The sequence below is a fragment of the Marixanthomonas ophiurae genome (genome assembly GCF_003413745.1).
GTDB lineage: Bacteria > Bacteroidota > Bacteroidia > Flavobacteriales > Flavobacteriaceae > Marixanthomonas > Marixanthomonas ophiurae.
In genome coordinates, this window is record NZ_QVID01000002.1 from 16,230 (window position 1) to 33,341 (window position 17,112).

A 17,112-nucleotide genomic window follows, 5' to 3' on the forward strand; every position below is an offset into this window, starting at 1 on the left:
GATTATTAAAAAAAAATGATTAGAGCATATTCATGTAAGGATAAACCAAAAGTACTAGAGCTTTTACAATTGAACATTCCTGAGTTTTTTGACGCTTCTGAAGAAAAAGATCTTGATCATTACCTTGAGAACGAAATAGAAGACTATTATGTAGTAGTAGAAGATAATAGAATAATTGGCTCTGGCGGAATTAATTACCTTACCACAGAAAAAATTGCCCGAATTTCGTGGGATATAATTAATCCTAATTCACAAGGAAAAGGGATAGGTAAGAAGTTACTACAACATCGCATTGATCATTTAAAAGGGAATCAAAAGGTAGAATTAATCGAAGTGAGAACGAGCCAACTTGTGTATCAGTTCTATGAAAAAATGGGTTTTACATTAGAAAATATTGAAAAGAACTTTTGGGCAAAGGGTTTTGATTTATATCAAATGAAATTAAAGAATAAAGATTGATTCCAATCTCCTACTTAACAGGAAGATCCCTTAAAAAAATATACTTTTCATTTTCATAATCCATTTGGCAATAATAATGTTCTAGACCATTAGTGACCATTAAATACGTCGCGTTGGCTACCAAGTTGTAACGTGCAATTTGATCAAAAGTTTGTTGTGTTATAGCAATAGAAGGCGCTTTGCATTCTACAATTAAAAAGATGCTTCCATCTCGATTATAAATTACTACATCATATCTTTTTATCGTATCCTTGACCTTAAGTTGCTTTTCAACATTAATTAATGATTTTGGATACTTTTTTTCTGAAATTAAAAACTGAATTACATGTTGCCGAACCCATTCTTCAGGAGTGAGGATTATAAATTTTTTCCTAATTTCGTCAAAGATCAATGTTTTGTTTTCGCTACTTTTGAAACGAAACTGATATTTTGGAAAGTTTAACTGATGCATAGAGCAAAGTAACAGTTTCCTTTAGTAGGTTCAAAATTTGCCCGAAGCGTTTTTTCAAATAAATTATAAATCAAAAGCCTCACGTTTAAGCATGCCCTTAGATAAAGCCAAAATCATCATAAACGATATAAAAAGCGGAAACATAAAACCCATTTATTTTTTAATGGGCGAAGAACCTTATTATATTGATGGTATCGCAAATTATATTGAGGATAAAATTCTTTCAGAAGAAGAAAAAGGGTTTAACCAAATGGTTTTATACGGTCGGGATGTTACCATTGACGAGATTGTAAGTAATGCCAAACGATACCCCATGATGGCCGAAAGACAAGTGGTTATTGTAAAGGAGGCACAGGATCTTTCCCGAACTATTGAAAATCTGGTAGCCTATGTTAAAGATCCACAGCCTACCACCGTATTGGTTATTTGCTATAAATACAAAAAACTAGATGCTCGTAAAAAACTTGCCAAGGAAATTAAAAAAACCGGTGTTCTTTTTGAAAGTAAAAAACTATATGAAAATCAAGTTCCCGATTGGATTAAACGTGTTTTAGCAGGCAAAGGGTATACTATTACGCCTAAAGCAGCGCAGATGCTTACCGAGTTTTTAGGAAATGATTTAAATAAAGTAAACAACGAACTGCAGAAACTGCAACTTATTATACAACCTGGTGAGCAAATAACGCCACAACTAATTGAGCGTAACATTGGCATAAGTAAGGATTTTAATAACTTCGAACTTCAAAACGCTATCGGTGCACGTGATATTAAAAAGGCGTATTCCATTGTTCAGTACTTTGGGCAAAACCCAAAAAATAACCCTATGGTTATGACGGTGGCACTTATGTATTCATTTTTTTCAAAATTACTGAAATACCACGCATTAAGTGATAAAAACCAAGCTGCAAGAGCATTAGGAGTAAGCCCTTATTTTATTAAAGATTACCAACTTGCCGCTCGCAATTATCCTATGAAAAAAGTAAGCGCTATTATTAGTAGTATTCGTGAAGTTGATATGAAAAGCAAAGGAGTAGGCGCTGCCAATATTGAACAAGGCGATTTATTAAAAGAAATGTTAGTCAAGATTTTCAACTAACCATCTTTACTTTATCGATTACCTTCTATCCAACGAAAACCGTCCCGAACCTAATAATGCGATTGCTGTAAAGCCAAATAAATAAAGCAAAGCCATTTCTTTAGTGCCAAGCGGGTCACTTCCATGAACAATAAAAGCAGCAACTGCCATAGTAATTATAGTAGGAATAGCTGCAATTCGTGTTTTTAACCCTAGAATGATAAGTAAAGGGCAAATAGCCTCGCCAATTACAGCTAAAATTAAAGAAACGGTAGGTCCTAACCCAATAGGATCGCCAAACTGAATATCACCTTGAATAAGGTTCAGTAACTTCGGGATACCATGGGTGAGCATCATCCCTGAAAAAGTTAAACGTAAAAAAAGTAAACCTAAGTGGTAGGAAGCAGTCATAAGTTGGGGTTTGATTAGTTATTGAGTATAAAAATAGAAATTTTCAGATTAAAAATGCACCTAACTATTTTTTTACCTAAAATTAATATACTTCCAATATTACTTCATTTTAATTAAAATTCTTCACATTAATTTAAATTTCAGCTAATACTGCTAATACACCTCACTACTACTTTAGCTTCAAATTTAAAACCAACTATAATAATGAAAAAAATTACTTTTTTGGCAGCTTTATTTATGAGTGCTGTCGCATTTTCACAAACTGAAACTAATCACGTAGAAAATATTAAATTTGAAGACAAACCAGCAGCCCAATTTGAGCTTTCTATCACAGAAATCTTTTCAGGACAAAGTGGAACCGATTTAACAGCAGATTGGTTCGAAATCACAAATAACGGAACAGTAGCTTGGGAAAGTGGTGTAAGTGCAGATTTATATTACGATGATGAGTCTGCTGAACCAGCCGATGCTGATATCATTCAAGGAATTAGTGAAATTCAGCCAGGCGCTAAGGTAATTGTTTTAATTACAGACAACACGGCAGATATTACCACATTTACAGATGTTTGGAACCCCGTAATAGATTTAACAAGTGTTCAAGTAGGGTATACAGACGGTGCCGGTTTAGGTGCTGGTGGGGATGCTGTAACACTATGGGCAGGCGATCCTGTGAGCACTTCTCCAATTGATAATGCTACATACCCAGATACCGATGCTAACGACGGTCAGTCATACGATGTTGAGTTAGCCGCTTTTAGTGTAGTTGGTAATGCAAACGGTGCTGTAGAAACTATTGCTCAAGGTGGTGACGCTAATGATGTGCCTAATATTGCTTCCCCAGGTGATGGCTTAGCTGTTTCACAAACTGTTGTAGCTTTTGATGAAGCATATACTTCAGTTTCTGAAGACGCAACAGAAGTAACAATCACAGTAACCCCTTCAGAAGCTGTAGCTGTTGAAGCTACCGTAGATGTAATATTGAATGGAGGCGGAACAGCAGTTGAAGGAACCGATTTTACCTTTACTGCTTCCGAGACGGTAACTTTTCCAGCCGGAAGTGATGCTCCACAAACGATTACAATTCCTATTCTAGACAATACAGACGATAACAGCGATGTGTTTTTTGTAATTGAATTAGAAAATGCGATCAATGCAATTGTTTCGGGGAATGATGTTCACTCAGTATATATTTTAGATAATGATACCGTGGTTCCAGAAACGGATGCTTCTGTATTAGACGTTAATTACCTCGCTAGTTATTTGGTAGATGCAGATGGTACTGCTGAAATCACTGCTTACGATGCTAGTACACAACGATTGTATGTAACCAATTCAGCTTCAATTGAAGTAGTAGATTTTTCAGATCCTGAAAATATTCAACCGTTAGCTACTGTAAATGTATCAGATTTTGGCGGAGTAAGTGTACAGAGTGTGGCTACTAAAAATGGTATCGTAGCAGCTGCTGTTTCAGTAGATCCCGTAACAGATAATGGTTTGGTCTTACTTTCAGACCTTGATGGAAATAACCCAGTTGCTGTTGAGGTTGGTGTTTTGCCTGATATGATTACATTTTCACCCGATGGAAACCTATTATTATCAGCAAACGAAGGTCAACCAAGTGATGATTATTCAATCGATCCTGAAGGAACCATTTCAGTAATTGATGTAAGTGGAGGTTTAGCTTCTATTACACAAGCAAGTGTGACAACACTTAATTTTAATGCTTTCGATGCTTCTATAACAGACTTAATTGATGCTGGTGTTCGTATTTTTGGTCCGGGAGCTTCCGTTTCTCAAGATTTGGAGCCTGAATATATTGCAGTATCTAACGATTCTCAAAAAGCATATGTAACCCTTCAGGAAAACAACGCTTACGCAATTGTAGATCTTGTAGCTATGGAAATTACAGATGTTATTTCTTTCGGACTAAAAGATCATAGCCTTCCTGAAAATTCATTAGACCTTTCAGACGAAACAGATTTTATCTTCAATGCTTCTTGGCCAGTAAAAGGGATGTATATGCCTGATGCTATTTCTTTTTACGAAGTGAACGGAACAAGTTATATTGTTACTGCAAATGAAGGTGATGCTCGTGAGTATGATACATTTGAAGAAGAGCGAAAAATTGCGGATAGCGATTATACATTAGACCCTGCAGTTTTTAGTAATATTGACATTTTAGAATTAGACTCAAACCTCTCTCAAATAGCTGTAACAAATAGTTCTGGAGACGCTAATGGAGATGGGTTGTTTGAAGAGATTCACATTTTTGGAGGTCGTTCCTTCAGTATTTTTGAAGCGGAAACGGGAAACCTAGTTTTTGATAGTGGTAACGATTTTGAAGTTATTACAGCGGCCGATCCTGTTTACGGAGCAATTTTTAATGCAAGTAATGAAAATAACAACCTGAAAAATCGAAGTGATAACAAAGGTCCTGAGCCAGAAGGTGTATTGGTTCAAGAAATTAATGATGAATATTACGCTTTTATATTATTGGAACGTATAGGTGGTGTTATGGTTTATAATATTACAGATCCTACTAATCCAGTATTCTTACAATATGTAAACAGTAGAGATGCTGTAGAAGGTGGGGACGAAGCAGGCGATTTAGGTCCAGAAGGAATTGCCTATGTAACTGCTGAAGAAAGCCCCAATGGAAAAGCAATGCTTATTGTTTCAAATGAAGTAAGTGCTACGCTAAGTATGTATACTTTAGATAATGTGATACTTTCAACACCGGAGTTTGGAGTTACTTCAGGAGCGGCGTTTGTATTATACCCCAACCCAGCTAATAATCAAGTATTTGTTAGCAAACCAGGAAGTTATAGTATTTTTGATATAAGCGGACGTTTAGTTGTTGAAGCGATTAATGTGGCTTCTATTAATATATCAAGCTTATCAAGTGGAACATATATAGTGAAAAACGAAGGAGGAGTTTCACAAAAACTTATTATTGAGTAGTTTTAAGTTTACTATTTGAATGAAAAGCCATCTCTATTTTTAGAGGTGGTTTTTTTATTTAACTGTATTTTTGCAGTATTAAAACCATTGATTGCATGACAAAATTACGTGCCTGGGTTTCTGCAGCCCGACTTAGAACGCTTCCATTATCCATTTCAGGAATTCTTACAGCGAGTGCTGTGGCTATTTCCGAAGAAAATTTTAACCTAACTATTTGTATACTAGCAATTATAACAACATTGGGGTTTCAAATACTATCTAATTTCGCGAATGATTATGGCGATGGCGTAAAAGGTACCGATAATGCAGATAGAGTTGGGCCTATGCGGGCGATGCAAAGCGGGATTTTAAAAGCGAAAGACTTAAAAATAGGGATGATAGTTACTGGGGCATTAACACTTTTAATTGCTACTATATTGATTTTTAGCGCTTTTGGTAATGAAAACTTTTTGCTTTCTTTTATATTTTTCAACCTAGGTATTGCTGCTATTATAGCTGCTGTTACCTATACGGTTGGTAAAAAGGCCTACGGATATAGAGGAATGGGGGATTTATTTGTATTTCTCTTTTTTGGGTTATTGGGAGTGATGGGGTGTTATTTTTTATTTAGTAAGAGTTTAGGAGATTTAATAGTACTTCCGGCAATAGTAATAGGATTGTTAAGTGCGGCAGTTTTAAATTTAAATAATATGCGAGACCGACTCTCGGATGCTAAAGTGAATAAAAACACCTTAGCAGTAGTTTTAGGCGGTGTAAGGGTTAAGCACTATCATACTTCGTTAATAATAGGGGGTTTTAGTATTGCGTCACTTTACCTATTACTGAAAGCAGAAACGATATTTGAATTCATTCCGTTACTAGCATTTATACCTTTGTTTCTAAATATTATAAAAGTCTATAAAAACGACTCGCCAACACTGTTAGATCCAGAATTGAAGAAAGTTGCTTTAAGTACGTTCTTATTTTCTATACTTTTTTTAATTACAGTGAGCTTATAGCTTTTTTTGAAAAACTTTAACGGTTTTCTTTACTGTGCTTAGTATATTTAAAGAAAAAACCAACACTCATGAAAATTACATTCTACGGTCAAAACAGTCTTGCCATTGAAGTTGGCGGAAAACATTTAATTATAGATCCTTTTATTACGGGAAATGACCTTTCAAAAGATAAAGTTGATATCAAAAACTTAAAAGCTGATTACATTTTACTAACACACGCACATCAAGATCACATTCTCGATGCGGAAGCTATTGCTAAAAATACAGGTGCAACTATTGTTAGTAATTTTGAAATTGCTAATCATTATGAAGCAAAAGGCTTTGACGTTCATCCCATGAATCACGGTGGAGGTTGGCAATTTGATTTTGGTTATGTAAAATATGTAAATGCTATTCATACAAGCTCTTTTCCAGATGGAAGTTATGGCGGACAACCTGGTGGATTTGTAATTGAAGGCGAACATAAAAATATTTACATTGCTGGCGATACAGCACTGACTATGGACATGAAACTTATCCCAATGCAAACCAAATTGGATCTTGCTATTTTACCCATTGGCGATAACTTCACGATGGGCGTAGACGATGCAATTATCGCGTGTGATTTTATAGAATGTGACAAAGTATTGGGCGTACATTATGATACCTTTGGCTACATAGAAATCGATCACGAAGAAGCGAAAAAGAAGTTTTACGATGCCGATAAAGACTTGATGTTGTTAGATATTGGCGAATCTATTGAGTTATGAGTTTTTAGTATTTTAGATAGCTCGATTTTTAGATAAATAAACATGCATAGATTTAAACAATTAGAGGTTTGGAAAAAAAGTAGAGCTTTTTGTAAACACATATATAAAATAACAATACTATTTCCAGAGTCTGAAAAGTTTGGCTTAGTGAATCAGTTGCGAAGAGCCAGTGTGTCAGTTCCTTCCAATATAGCCGAAGGAGCTTCAAGAAAATCAAACAAAGATTTTGCTAGATTTTTAGAAATTGCGATAGGTTCTTGCTATGAAATGGAAACGCAAATAATACTATCAAATGATTTAGGATTTATAGATAAAAAAACATGTAAACTAGTATTGGAAGATTTAGAAACAATTATTAAAATGACCTCAAAGTTCAAATCAACTTTAAAATAATCCAACAATCTAATAATCCAATATACTAACAAGCTATCTTGAAAGCACATTACAAAAAACACATTCTAAATTTTAAACGTCCCAGCGGAACTTCCCGGGGCGTTTTGCGTACTAAAGAAACCTGGTTTTTAATTCTTGAAGAAGGGAATAGATGGGGTGTAGGCGAATGTGGAATTCTACGAAGCTTGAGTATTGACGACCGTCCTGATTATGAAGAAAAGCTGAGGTGGGTTTGTGATAATATTGAAAAAGGAAAAGATTATTTATATAATAATTTAACCGAATTCCCATCTATTCAAATAGGGGTGGAGACTGCTTTTAAATCACTTCAGGCAACAAATCCTTTTCAAATTTTTCCTTCTGAATTCTCTCAAGGCTCCAAAACCATTCCTATAAACGGACTTATCTGGATGGGGGATAAAAGTTTTATGAAAGAGCAAATTTCAGCAAAACTCAAAGAGGGGTTTCAATGTATAAAAATGAAAATTGGCGCTATTGATTTTGCTACTGAAATTGAACTCTTGAAAAGCATCAGACAAGAATTTTCCGCTTCAGAAATTGAATTACGGGTCGATGCCAACGGAGCTTTTGCCCCTTCCGAAGCATTGGAAAAGCTGAAAGTTTTATCAGAATTAGAATTACACAGTATCGAGCAGCCCATTAAACAAGGGCAATGGCAAGAAATGGCACGGTTGTGTGAAGAATCACCGCTTCCTATTGCGTTAGATGAAGAATTAATAGGCGTATTTGCTTCCGAAGAAAAAGAAAAGCTGCTACAAACTGTACAACCACAATACATTATTTTAAAACCAAGCCTTGTTGGCGGATTTGCAGGAAGTGACGAGTGGATTAATATAGCTGAAAATCTGAACATAGATTGGTGGATCACTTCAGCTTTGGAAAGCAACGTAGGTTTGAATGCTATTTCACAATATACTTTCACAAAAAATGCTACATTGCCGCAAGGTTTAGGAACAGGTAGTTTATACACTAATAATATAGAATCGCCACTAAAAGTATGTAACGGAAGTATACAATATGATACTAACGAGCAGTGGGATCTTACCTTATTAAAAAGATAAAAAGTATACCTACATCCATACTTATAACTATAAAACGAAAACTTAATGTTCATAAAACAAGCTTTTAACTATTTACACGATTCGTGGCGTTACGTGGTTGGCGCTATTGTAATTTTTTTAGTCTCGCAATTAGGGGCAATACCTTTTGCTTTAATTGCTGCTTTTAAATTAATGGAAGAAGGAGGAGACTTAACCGATTTAGACAATCCAGCTACTTTAATGACGGTTTTAGACTCTAACTTGACGCTGTTTTTAATGCTATTGAGTTTTGTTTTTGGGTTAATAGCTGTGGTATTGGTGGTTAAATACCTTCACAAACAACCCTTAGTAGCTGCAACAACATCTAGAAAAAAAGTGGATTGGGGTCGTATTTGGTTTGGCTTTTTGTTGATTGCTATAACTACCATTGTATTGACAGGAATTGATTATTACAGTAATCCCGACGATTATATATTACAATTTGAAGCGGTACCATTTATAATTTTAGCCGTTATAGCTATTCTTATGATTCCGTTGCAAACCAGTTTTGAAGAATATCTATTCCGTGGCTATTTAATGCAAGGTATTGGCGTAATGGCAAAAAATAAGTGGTTGCCTTTAATCGTTACTTCGGTAATTTTTGGCGGACTTCACTTTTTTAACCCAGAAGTGGATAAAATTGGTAACATTATCATGGTTTATTACATTGGTACCGGTTTCTTTTTAGGGATTATGACGTTGATGGATGAAGGGATGGAACTCGCTCTTGGTTTTCATGCTGGTAATAACTTAATCGCTGCTTTGTTGGTAACAGCAGATTGGACGGTATTCCAGACCAATTCTATTTTAAAAGATGTTTCCGATCCCACAGCAGGGTTTGATATTTTAGTACCAGTACTGGTTATGTACCCTGTTTTCTTGGGTATTATGGCTTGGAAATATAAATGGACTAATTGGGGTGAAAAGCTCTTCGGAAAAGTAACACCACCTGCACAACCCGTTCCTCAAATAGACCAGGCAGAAGAACAAATAGAAAAATAATAACCGTTTATAATGGAACTCCCTTTTCATAAAGCATTTACGTTTAACGGGCTTCAATATGAAAGCAAGGAAGAGTTATATGCCTTTGCTGAAAGCTTGCAGAACGAAGGGGATGAATACGAAATTCATATAGGCGATTTTATAATAGCTTGGTTAGATGGTACCGACTTTGTAAAAGTAAAAACCTCAGGTTCTACAGGAAAGCCAAAAAAGATTCAACTGCCTAAAAAAGCAATGGTCAATAGTGCTAAAGCTACGGCTGCCTATTTTAAATTAGGTGAAGGCACTTCGGCATTATTATGTCTACCGGCTAATTATATTGCCGGTAAAATGATGCTAGTACGTGCGATGGTTATGGGTTGGAACCTTCACGTAGTGGCTCCAGAAAAAGATGCATTAACGCAGTATGATAATGATTATGATTTTGTGGCAATGGTACCATATCAAGTGCATTACTCGTTAAAAGATTTAAATAAAGTAAAAAAAGTAATCATTGGTGGCGGACCTGTTTCAAAAGAGTTAGAAGAAGCTTTACAATCTGTTTCTACAGAAGCTTTTGGTACGTATGGAATGACCGAAACTATTACACACGTGGCGGTACGGCGAATTAATGGTCCTGCACGTAGCGAAACATTTTCGGCCTTACCTAATGCGAAATTTTCACAAGACGAGCGGGATTGTTTGGTTATTTTGGCACCAGATATTTCCGAAGAAAAAGTGATTACGAATGACGTGATTAACTTAGAATCGCCAACTTCCTTTATATGGTTAGGACGCTATGATAATGTTATTAACAGCGGTGGCGTTAAAATATTTCCTGAAAAAGTAGAAGAAAAACTTTCCGAAAAAATAATGGAACCTTTTATCATTGCTTCTGAAAAAAATAATGAATTAGGAGAGCGCGTTATTTTGATTATTGAAACAAAATCTAATTCCATTCCCGATTACTCTGATGTGTTCAAAATACTTTCAAAATACGAACGACCTAAAAAAATTATTAGTCTTTCTAAATTTCCGTATACTGAAACCGGTAAAATCAAGCGTGGAGCCGTTTTAGAGTTACTTAAGAAATATAAATAACTCTTTCTTTTTAGCTTTAAAACTAATCTAGTTTTAACTTTGGTTTCATTTTTGATATTTCTTAACTAAGAATAACAAATCACTCTTAAAACCAATTCATTATGAAAATATTTGCTACCCTTATTTTTGCTTTTTTTGCTACAATTGCACTAGAAGCTCAAGAAATCACCGTAACCGGAACAGTAACTGATGAGAGTAAACTTCCATTAGTAGGAGTAAACGTATTGATAATGGGATCTAGTAACGGAACACAAACAGATTTTAATGGAAAGTATGAATTAAAAGCTAAAATAGGACAGAAATTGAAGTTTAGCTATGTGGGGTACGAAACCGTAGAACGAAAGGTAAAAGACAAAAAACCTATTAATGTGCAGATGAACACTGGAGCACAACTAGAGTCAGTTGTTGTGACTGCTTATGACGCAAGTCAAGTTATGAGATCAAAAGTGTCTGGTGTCTCAATTCCACGAGCTTCATACCCTGTAAACAATCAAGTTTCCAACAATGAATCATACGATAAGATTGAAGAGAACATTTTTAAAATGGTGACAACTTCACCACTATCTACTTTTTCAATTGATGTGGATAAAGCTGGGTATAGTAACATTCGCCGGATGATAAACAACGGTCAAAAAATACCAAAGGATGCTGTTAAGATTGAAGAAATGATTAATTACTTTAGCTACGATTATCCGCAACCTAAACGTAACGAACCTTTTTCCATTATCACCGAAGTAGCCAACTCCCCTTGGAATAAAGGAACTAAATTGGTAAAAATTGGTTTAAAAGGAAAAGATATTGCGACTGAAAATACACCAGCGAGCAACTTAGTGTTTTTACTGGATGTATCGGGTTCTATGAATTCTGAAAACAAATTGGGGTTGTTAAAATCAGCCTTGGGCGTACTAGTTGATAATCTTCGAGAAGAAGACAAAGTGAGCATCGTTGTGTATGCAGGAGCTGCAGGAACGGTCTTGGAACCTACAGCTGGTAATAACAAGGAAAAAATAATGCAAGCTATTGACAAGTTAAGTGCTGGAGGTTCTACAGCTGGAGGACAAGGTATTAAATTAGCGTATAAAATAGCGGAAGAGAATTTTATAAAAGACGGCAATAACCGTGTGATTCTTGCTACCGATGGTGATTTTAATGTAGGTGCATCGAGTGACAGAGCAATGGAAGATTTAATTGCAGAAAAGCGAGAAAGTGGAGTGTTTTTAACATGTCTCGGTTTTGGTATGGGAAATTATAAAGATTCCAAAATGGAAACCTTAGCCGATAAAGGCAACGGAAACCACGCCTATATCGATACCATGCAGGAAGCCAAGAAAGTGTTGGGGACAGAATTCTTCGGAACCATTTACACCATAGCAAAAGATGTAAAACTGCAAGTAGAGTTCAACCCTAAAAAAGTACAAGCGTATCGATTGATAGGATATGAAAATAGACTCTTAAACGATGAAGATTTTAATGACGATACCAAAGATGCCGGCGAATTAGGTAGCGGTCATACCGTAACCGCTTTATATGAACTGATTCCAGTAGGAGTGAAAAGTGACTATTTAAAAAATATTGACGAGTTAAAGTATACCAATAACAAGAATGCTTCTAAAACAGATGAGTTGCTTACAGTAAAGTTTAGATATAAAGAACCAGATGGAGAAAAAAGTAAACTGATTGTCAAAACGTTGAAAGATAGTAATACTGATATTAAAAGAACCTCAAGTGATTTTCAATTTTCTGCAGCCGTAGCCTTATTTGGACAACAGCTTCGTGATTCTGAGTTTATTTCAACTAAAAGTAGAGAAGAGGTTATTCGTTTAGCTGAAGCTGGTAGAGGAAAAGACAAAGAAGGATACCGAGCTGAGTTTATTAGATTGGTAAAAAGTTATAAATAATTCTTTTGAAATAAATAGTGTTTAAAACAAAAGGAGCAGTTAACTGCTCCTTTTGTTCTTTAATTTTATCAAGATTACCTTACACCTGCAAAACCCCCATATTAAATTTCTTTTCAATAGGAGCATGGTTTGCAGCTTCAATTCCCATACTAATCCATTTTCGGGTATCAAGTGGGTCGATTACAGCATCAGTCCAAATTCTTGAAGCAGCGTAATATGGAGAAATCTGCTCGTCGTAACTTTTTTTAATCTTATCGAAGAGTTCTTTTTCTACTTCTGGAGTAATTTTCTCTCCTTTCTTTTTCAAAGAAGCAGTTTCAATCTGTAATAATACTTTAGCCGCACTATTTCCACTCATTACGGCTAGTTCTGCACTAGGCCAAGCAGCAATTAATCGAGGGTCATATGCTTTCCCGCACATAGCATAATTACCAGCACCATAACTGTTTCCAATAACAATGGTGAATTTTGGTACGACACTATTACTAACGGCATTTACCATTTTGGCGCCATCCTTAATAATACCGCCGTGCTCACTTTTACTGCCGACCATAAACCCGGTAACATCTTGTAAAAACACCAATGGGATTTTTTTCTGGTTACAGTTCGCTATAAAGCGCGTGGCTTTATCGGCACTATCACTATAGATTACACCGCCAAATTGCATTTCGCTAGGCTTGGTTTTAGCTTTCGTAGTTTTTACTAGTTTTCGTTGATTGGCAACAATACCAACTGCCCAACCGTCAATACGAGCGTACCCAGTTAAAATAGTTTGACCGTAGCCTTTTTTGTATTCCTCGAAATCACTATCATCCACCAAGCGATGTATTATTTCACGCATATCATATTGTTCGGCACGTGATTTTGGTAGTATTCCATAGATTTCTTTTGGGTCTTCTTTTGGTTTCGCCGCTTTATCTCTATTAAACCCAGCTTTGTCAAAATCGCCTATTTTTGAAACAATATTCTGTATTTTGTTTAACGCATCTTTATCGTCTTCAGCTTTATAATCAGTTACACCGCTAACTTCAGAATGCGTGGTCGCACCTCCTAAATCTTCATTCTCAATGCTTTCACCAATGGCAGCTTTTACCAAATAACTTCCGGCGAGAAAAATACTTCCTGTTTTGTCAACTATTATTGCTTCATCGCTCATAATTGGTAAATAGGCACCTCCGGCAACACAGCTTCCCATTACCGCAGCTATTTGAGTAATCCCCATACTGCTCATCACAGCATTGTTTCTAAAAATTCTTCCGAAGTGCTCCTTATCAGGAAAAATTTCATCTTGCATCGGCAAATACACACCGGCACTGTCCACTAAATAAATAATAGGCAGTTTGTTTTCAATGGAAATTTCCTGCGCTCGTAGATTCTTTTTAGCAGTAATAGGAAACCAAGCCCCTGCTTTTACCGTCGCATCGTTTGCAACAACAATACACTGTTTGCCTTTTACATAGCCAATTTTGACAACAACGCCGCCACTTGGGCAACCGCCGTGCTCTTCGTACATTCCGTCGCCGGCAAAAGCACCGATTTCAATACTAGGTTTTTTTGAATCAAGTAGATAATCAACACGTTCGCGAGCTGTCATTTTACCTTTGGCGTGGTGTTTTTCTATTCGTTTTTCACCACCGCCCAATTTAACTTTGGCAAGTTTCTTTTTAAGATCAGAAACTGATAGTTTGTTGTGGTCTTCGTTTTTATTAAAGGTCATATCCATAGTTGTCGTTGCAATTTCCCCAAAAATACGAAACTATGACATTTTGGTACGGCAAATCTCTATTTTATTCCCGATATTTGTCTCTGCTAATAAGTTAAGGCAAACCCGTGTCTAATTGTATTTAATATTTTTATTAAATTTAGTACGAAGACGCATTTTAAGAATGAAAATTTTATGATGAATAAGAATACCGTATTGGCGTGGGCCACTTTTATAATGATTGTAGTAGGCGTTGCTTTAATAGCAATGGGTGCTTTTAGATATGACGATGTAGCCGGATGGGGCTTTGCTTCTGTAGGGATTGGCTTTTTTGCGATTGCTTGGGTATTTAATGCCCTAAAAGGAAGGGTATAACCACTCAATAAATATATGATTTCAGAAAATACCATTCGTACTGTACTGCAAAATCACCTTGCCGGTGGGAAGGCTTTTATGCCCTTAACGGATATGTTTTCAGAAATTCCTTTTGAAGAAGTAGGAGCGCGGCCCTATAATCTGCCGTATTCTTTTTATGAGCTGTTTTACCACATTACCTATGCACAGAAGGATATTTTAAATTTTTGTGTTTCTGAAGCATACACAACACCAAATTGGCCAGATGATTATTGGCCGAAACAACAAGCGCCAAAAAGTAAAACCGATTGGCAACAATTGCAAGAAGACTATCTACAGGATAGAAAAGAACTAGAACAGCTAGTAGAAAATAAATACCTTACGGAAATAGTTCCCACTGGGGAAAACCAAACCCTATTTCGGGAAATCCTTTTGGTCATAGAGCATGCCGCTTACCATACAGGACAACTCGTGATAATATTACGATTATTAGGCCTACACAAATAGTAGTGCCATTACATTAATAACAAACCAAAGGTGACTGAGTGTTTCGAGGAACAAGAAACGTATCGAAGCCTCCGACATCAAATAATAATAGAAACTAAGATTTTCGCCCTTGCGGAAATAAAAAATAAATTTTTTATGTCTGACGATAAAAAAGTAATTTTCTCCATGTCTGGTGTAACCAAGACGTTTCCAAGCGCTCAAACACCGGTGCTTAAAAACATTTATTTAAGCTTTTTCTACGGCGCCAAGATTGGTATTTTGGGATTAAACGGAAGTGGTAAATCTACCTTATTAAAGATTATCGCTGGGAAAGACCAGAATTATCAAGGTGATGTTGTTTTCGCTCCTAATTATAGTGTAGGGATGCTAGAACAAGAACCTGAACTGGACGAAGAGAAAACCGTGATGGAAGTAGTGAAAGAAGGTGTAAAGGAAGTGGTTGATGTCTTAGATGAGTATAACAAGATCAACGATATGTTCGGTTTACCGGAAGTCTATGAAGATGCAGATAAAATGCAGGAGCTAATGGATAAACAAGCCAAGCTACAAGATAAAATTGATGCCACGAACGCTTGGGAGTTGGACACTAAATTAGAAATAGCGATGGATGCCTTGCGTACGCCTGAGAAAGATAAAAAGATAAGTGTTCTTTCTGGTGGGGAGCGTCGTCGAGTTGCGTTATGCCGTCTGTTGTTACAACAGCCCGACGTTCTATTGCTCGATGAGCCTACCAACCACTTAGATGCAGAAAGTGTACACTGGTTAGAACACCACTTAGCACAATATAAAGGGACGGTAATTGCCGTAACACACGATAGATATTTCTTGGATAACGTAGCCGGTTGGATATTAGAATTAGACCGTGGTGAAGGTATTCCATGGAAAGGAAACTATTCGTCTTGGTTAGATCAGAAGTCCAAGCGGATGGCGCAAGAACAAAAACAAGCTAGCAAACGCCAAAAAACACTAGAACGCGAGCTAGAATGGGTAAAGATGGCTCCGAAAGGACGTCAGTCTAAACAAAAAGCCCGTTTGAACAACTATGATAAGTTGATGAGCCAAGATCAAAGTAAACTCGAAGATAAGTTAGAGATTTACATTCCTAACGGTCCTCGTTTAGGAACGAATGTGATTGAAGCCAAAGGCGTTTCAAAAGCATTTGATGATAAATTATTATACGACAATCTTAACTTCAAATTACCACAAGCTGGTATTGTAGGGATTATCGGACCTAACGGTGCTGGTAAAACGACCATCTTTAAAATGATTATGGACGAAATAGAGCCCGATAAAGGTTCTTTTGAAGTAGGGGAGACAGCAAAAATCGCTTATGTAGACCAGTCGCATTCCAATATTAATCCTGAGAAGAGCATCTGGCAAAACTTTAGTGATGGACAAGAATTGGTGATGATGGGTGGAAAGCAAGTGAATAGCCGTGCGTACTTAAGTCGTTTTAACTTTAGCGGTAGCGAACAGAACAAAACTGTTTCCAAACTATCCGGTGGGGAGCGTAACCGTTTGCATTTAGCCATGACCCTAAAAGAAGAAGGGAACGTACTCTTGCTCGATGAGCCAACAAACGACTTAGATGTAAATACCTTACGAGCTTTAGAAGAAGGTTTGGAAAATTTTGCCGGCTGTGCGGTAGTAATCTCTCACGACCGTTGGTTCTTAGATCGTGTTTGTACGCATATCTTGGCGTTTGAAGGGAACAGTGAAGTGTACTTCTTTGAAGGTGGCTTTAGTGATTATGAAGAAAACAAAAAGAAACGTTTGGGTGGCGATGTAATGCCAAAACGAATCAAATACAAGAAGTTAATTCGATAATCTGGATAGTTTTTCTGTATACAAAAGGGTTCAAACAAATTATTTTTATAGTTTGTTTGAACCCTTCTTTTTTCTGCTAAATGTTACCAATAGGCAAGTAGCTATGTAAGATGAACTATAGTCAAGAACTCCATATTGATTTTTT

Annotated in this window: 16 protein-coding genes; 13 read left to right on the forward strand and 3 right to left on the reverse strand. The window is 36.3% G+C overall.

Going from position 1 to position 17,112, the window contains the following annotated elements:
- Positions 1 to 15: 15 nt before the first annotated feature.
- Positions 16 to 459 (forward strand): GNAT family N-acetyltransferase, encoded by a 444-nt coding sequence (locus DZ858_RS10365; RefSeq protein WP_117159597.1) that lies wholly within the window; start codon positions 16 to 18, stop codon positions 457 to 459.
- A 10-nt stretch (positions 460 to 469) separates the two neighbouring features.
- Here DZ858_RS10365 and DZ858_RS10370 read toward each other — a convergent pair whose 3' ends face one another.
- The gene (locus DZ858_RS10370; protein ID WP_117159598.1) at positions 470 to 910 is read right to left on the reverse strand and encodes a type I restriction enzyme HsdR N-terminal domain-containing protein; all 441 of its coding nucleotides are present in this window, start codon (positions 908 to 910) and stop codon (positions 470 to 472) included.
- Positions 911 to 1,001: 91 nt separating this feature from the next.
- On the opposite strand from DZ858_RS10370, the gene holA reads away from it, so the two are divergent.
- Positions 1,002 to 2,006 carry a DNA polymerase III subunit delta gene (holA, locus tag DZ858_RS10375; protein WP_117160417.1) on the forward strand — a complete coding sequence of 335 codons (1,005 nt, stop codon included), beginning with the start codon at positions 1,002 to 1,004 and terminating at the stop codon, positions 2,004 to 2,006.
- 18 nt (positions 2,007 to 2,024) lie between these two features.
- Here the strand turns inward: holA and DZ858_RS10380 are convergent, their stop codons facing one another.
- Entirely contained in the window at positions 2,025 to 2,396 is a 372-nt protein-coding gene (locus DZ858_RS10380) for a DoxX family protein (protein ID WP_117159599.1), read from the reverse strand.
- Between the two features lie 204 nt (positions 2,397 to 2,600).
- On the opposite strand from DZ858_RS10380, the gene DZ858_RS10385 reads away from it, so the two are divergent.
- The 8 genes from DZ858_RS10385 (at position 2,601) to DZ858_RS10420 (ending at position 12,577) form a co-directional block, all read left to right on the forward strand.
- The gene (locus tag DZ858_RS10385; RefSeq protein ID WP_117159600.1) at positions 2,601 to 5,357 is read left to right on the forward strand and encodes a choice-of-anchor I family protein; all 2,757 of its coding nucleotides are present in this window, start codon (positions 2,601 to 2,603) and stop codon (positions 5,355 to 5,357) included.
- Positions 5,358 to 5,452: 95 nt separating this feature from the next.
- Complete coding sequence (menA, locus tag DZ858_RS10390) at positions 5,453 to 6,355, forward strand: 1,4-dihydroxy-2-naphthoate octaprenyltransferase (protein WP_117159601.1); 903 nt, start codon at positions 5,453 to 5,455, stop codon at positions 6,353 to 6,355.
- Positions 6,356 to 6,423: 68 nt separating this feature from the next.
- Entirely contained in the window at positions 6,424 to 7,104 is a 681-nt protein-coding gene (locus DZ858_RS10395; protein WP_117159602.1) for a metal-dependent hydrolase, read from the forward strand.
- Between the two features lie 42 nt (positions 7,105 to 7,146).
- Positions 7,147 to 7,497, forward strand: a complete 351-nt coding sequence (locus tag DZ858_RS10400; protein ID WP_117159603.1) for a four helix bundle protein — start codon at positions 7,147 to 7,149, stop codon at positions 7,495 to 7,497.
- Between the two features lie 38 nt (positions 7,498 to 7,535).
- The gene (locus tag DZ858_RS10405; RefSeq protein WP_117159604.1) at positions 7,536 to 8,579 is read left to right on the forward strand and encodes an o-succinylbenzoate synthase; all 1,044 of its coding nucleotides are present in this window, start codon (positions 7,536 to 7,538) and stop codon (positions 8,577 to 8,579) included.
- A 45-nt stretch (positions 8,580 to 8,624) separates the two neighbouring features.
- Complete coding sequence (locus DZ858_RS10410) at positions 8,625 to 9,599, forward strand: CPBP family intramembrane glutamic endopeptidase (protein WP_117159605.1); 975 nt, start codon at positions 8,625 to 8,627, stop codon at positions 9,597 to 9,599.
- A 12-nt stretch (positions 9,600 to 9,611) separates the two neighbouring features.
- A complete protein-coding gene (locus DZ858_RS10415; protein WP_117159606.1) occupies positions 9,612 to 10,679 on the forward strand; it encodes an AMP-binding protein in 1,068 nt (355 codons plus the stop codon).
- Positions 10,680 to 10,780: 101 nt separating this feature from the next.
- A complete protein-coding gene (locus tag DZ858_RS10420; protein WP_117159607.1) occupies positions 10,781 to 12,577 on the forward strand; it encodes a vWA domain-containing protein in 1,797 nt (598 codons plus the stop codon).
- Positions 12,578 to 12,656: 79 nt separating this feature from the next.
- On the opposite strand, the gene DZ858_RS10425 is transcribed toward DZ858_RS10420, so the two are convergent.
- A complete protein-coding gene (locus DZ858_RS10425) occupies positions 12,657 to 14,300 on the reverse strand; it encodes an acyl-CoA carboxylase subunit beta (RefSeq protein ID WP_117159608.1) in 1,644 nt (547 codons plus the stop codon).
- Positions 14,301 to 14,477: 177 nt separating this feature from the next.
- Here DZ858_RS10425 and DZ858_RS15130 point away from each other — a divergent pair, with 177 nt between their 5' ends.
- From DZ858_RS15130 to ettA, 3 genes are all read left to right on the forward strand, one after another.
- Positions 14,478 to 14,654: a CAL67264 family membrane protein gene (locus tag DZ858_RS15130; protein WP_239990798.1), complete on the forward strand. Its 177-nt coding sequence runs from the start codon at positions 14,478 to 14,480 to the stop codon at positions 14,652 to 14,654.
- A 15-nt stretch (positions 14,655 to 14,669) separates the two neighbouring features.
- Positions 14,670 to 15,140 carry a DinB family protein gene (locus DZ858_RS10430; RefSeq protein WP_117159609.1) on the forward strand — a complete coding sequence of 157 codons (471 nt, stop codon included), beginning with the start codon at positions 14,670 to 14,672 and terminating at the stop codon, positions 15,138 to 15,140.
- A 135-nt stretch (positions 15,141 to 15,275) separates the two neighbouring features.
- On the forward strand, positions 15,276 to 16,967 hold the full coding sequence (gene ettA, locus DZ858_RS10435; RefSeq protein ID WP_117159610.1) for an energy-dependent translational throttle protein EttA: 1,692 nt from the start codon (positions 15,276 to 15,278) through the stop codon (positions 16,965 to 16,967).
- Positions 16,968 to 17,112 lie beyond the last annotated feature (145 nt).

What these genes read in the sequence shown, in the direction of transcription:
- DZ858_RS10365 (WP_117159597.1), top strand. Translation starts at nt 16, where the DNA reads ATGATTAGAGCATATTCATGTAAGGATAAACCAAAAGTACTAGAGCTT.
- DZ858_RS10370 (WP_117159598.1), bottom strand. Translation starts at nt 910, where the DNA reads ATGCATCAGTTAAACTTTCCAAAATATCAGTTTCGTTTCAAAAGTAGC.
- holA (WP_117160417.1), top strand. Translation starts at nt 1,002, where the DNA reads ATGCCCTTAGATAAAGCCAAAATCATCATAAACGATATAAAAAGCGGA.
- DZ858_RS10380 (WP_117159599.1), bottom strand. Translation starts at nt 2,396, where the DNA reads ATGACTGCTTCCTACCACTTAGGTTTACTTTTTTTACGTTTAACTTTT.
- DZ858_RS10385 (WP_117159600.1), top strand. Translation starts at nt 2,601, where the DNA reads ATGAAAAAAATTACTTTTTTGGCAGCTTTATTTATGAGTGCTGTCGCA.
- menA (WP_117159601.1), top strand. Translation starts at nt 5,453, where the DNA reads ATGACAAAATTACGTGCCTGGGTTTCTGCAGCCCGACTTAGAACGCTT.
- DZ858_RS10395 (WP_117159602.1), top strand. Translation starts at nt 6,424, where the DNA reads ATGAAAATTACATTCTACGGTCAAAACAGTCTTGCCATTGAAGTTGGC.
- DZ858_RS10400 (WP_117159603.1), top strand. Translation starts at nt 7,147, where the DNA reads ATGCATAGATTTAAACAATTAGAGGTTTGGAAAAAAAGTAGAGCTTTT.
- DZ858_RS10410 (WP_117159605.1), top strand. Translation starts at nt 8,625, where the DNA reads ATGTTCATAAAACAAGCTTTTAACTATTTACACGATTCGTGGCGTTAC.
- DZ858_RS10415 (WP_117159606.1), top strand. Translation starts at nt 9,612, where the DNA reads ATGGAACTCCCTTTTCATAAAGCATTTACGTTTAACGGGCTTCAATAT.
- DZ858_RS10420 (WP_117159607.1), top strand. Translation starts at nt 10,781, where the DNA reads ATGAAAATATTTGCTACCCTTATTTTTGCTTTTTTTGCTACAATTGCA.
- DZ858_RS10425 (WP_117159608.1), bottom strand. Translation starts at nt 14,300, where the DNA reads ATGGATATGACCTTTAATAAAAACGAAGACCACAACAAACTATCAGTT.
- DZ858_RS15130 (WP_239990798.1), top strand. Translation starts at nt 14,478, where the DNA reads ATGAATAAGAATACCGTATTGGCGTGGGCCACTTTTATAATGATTGTA.
- DZ858_RS10430 (WP_117159609.1), top strand. Translation starts at nt 14,670, where the DNA reads ATGATTTCAGAAAATACCATTCGTACTGTACTGCAAAATCACCTTGCC.
- ettA (WP_117159610.1), top strand. Translation starts at nt 15,276, where the DNA reads ATGTCTGACGATAAAAAAGTAATTTTCTCCATGTCTGGTGTAACCAAG.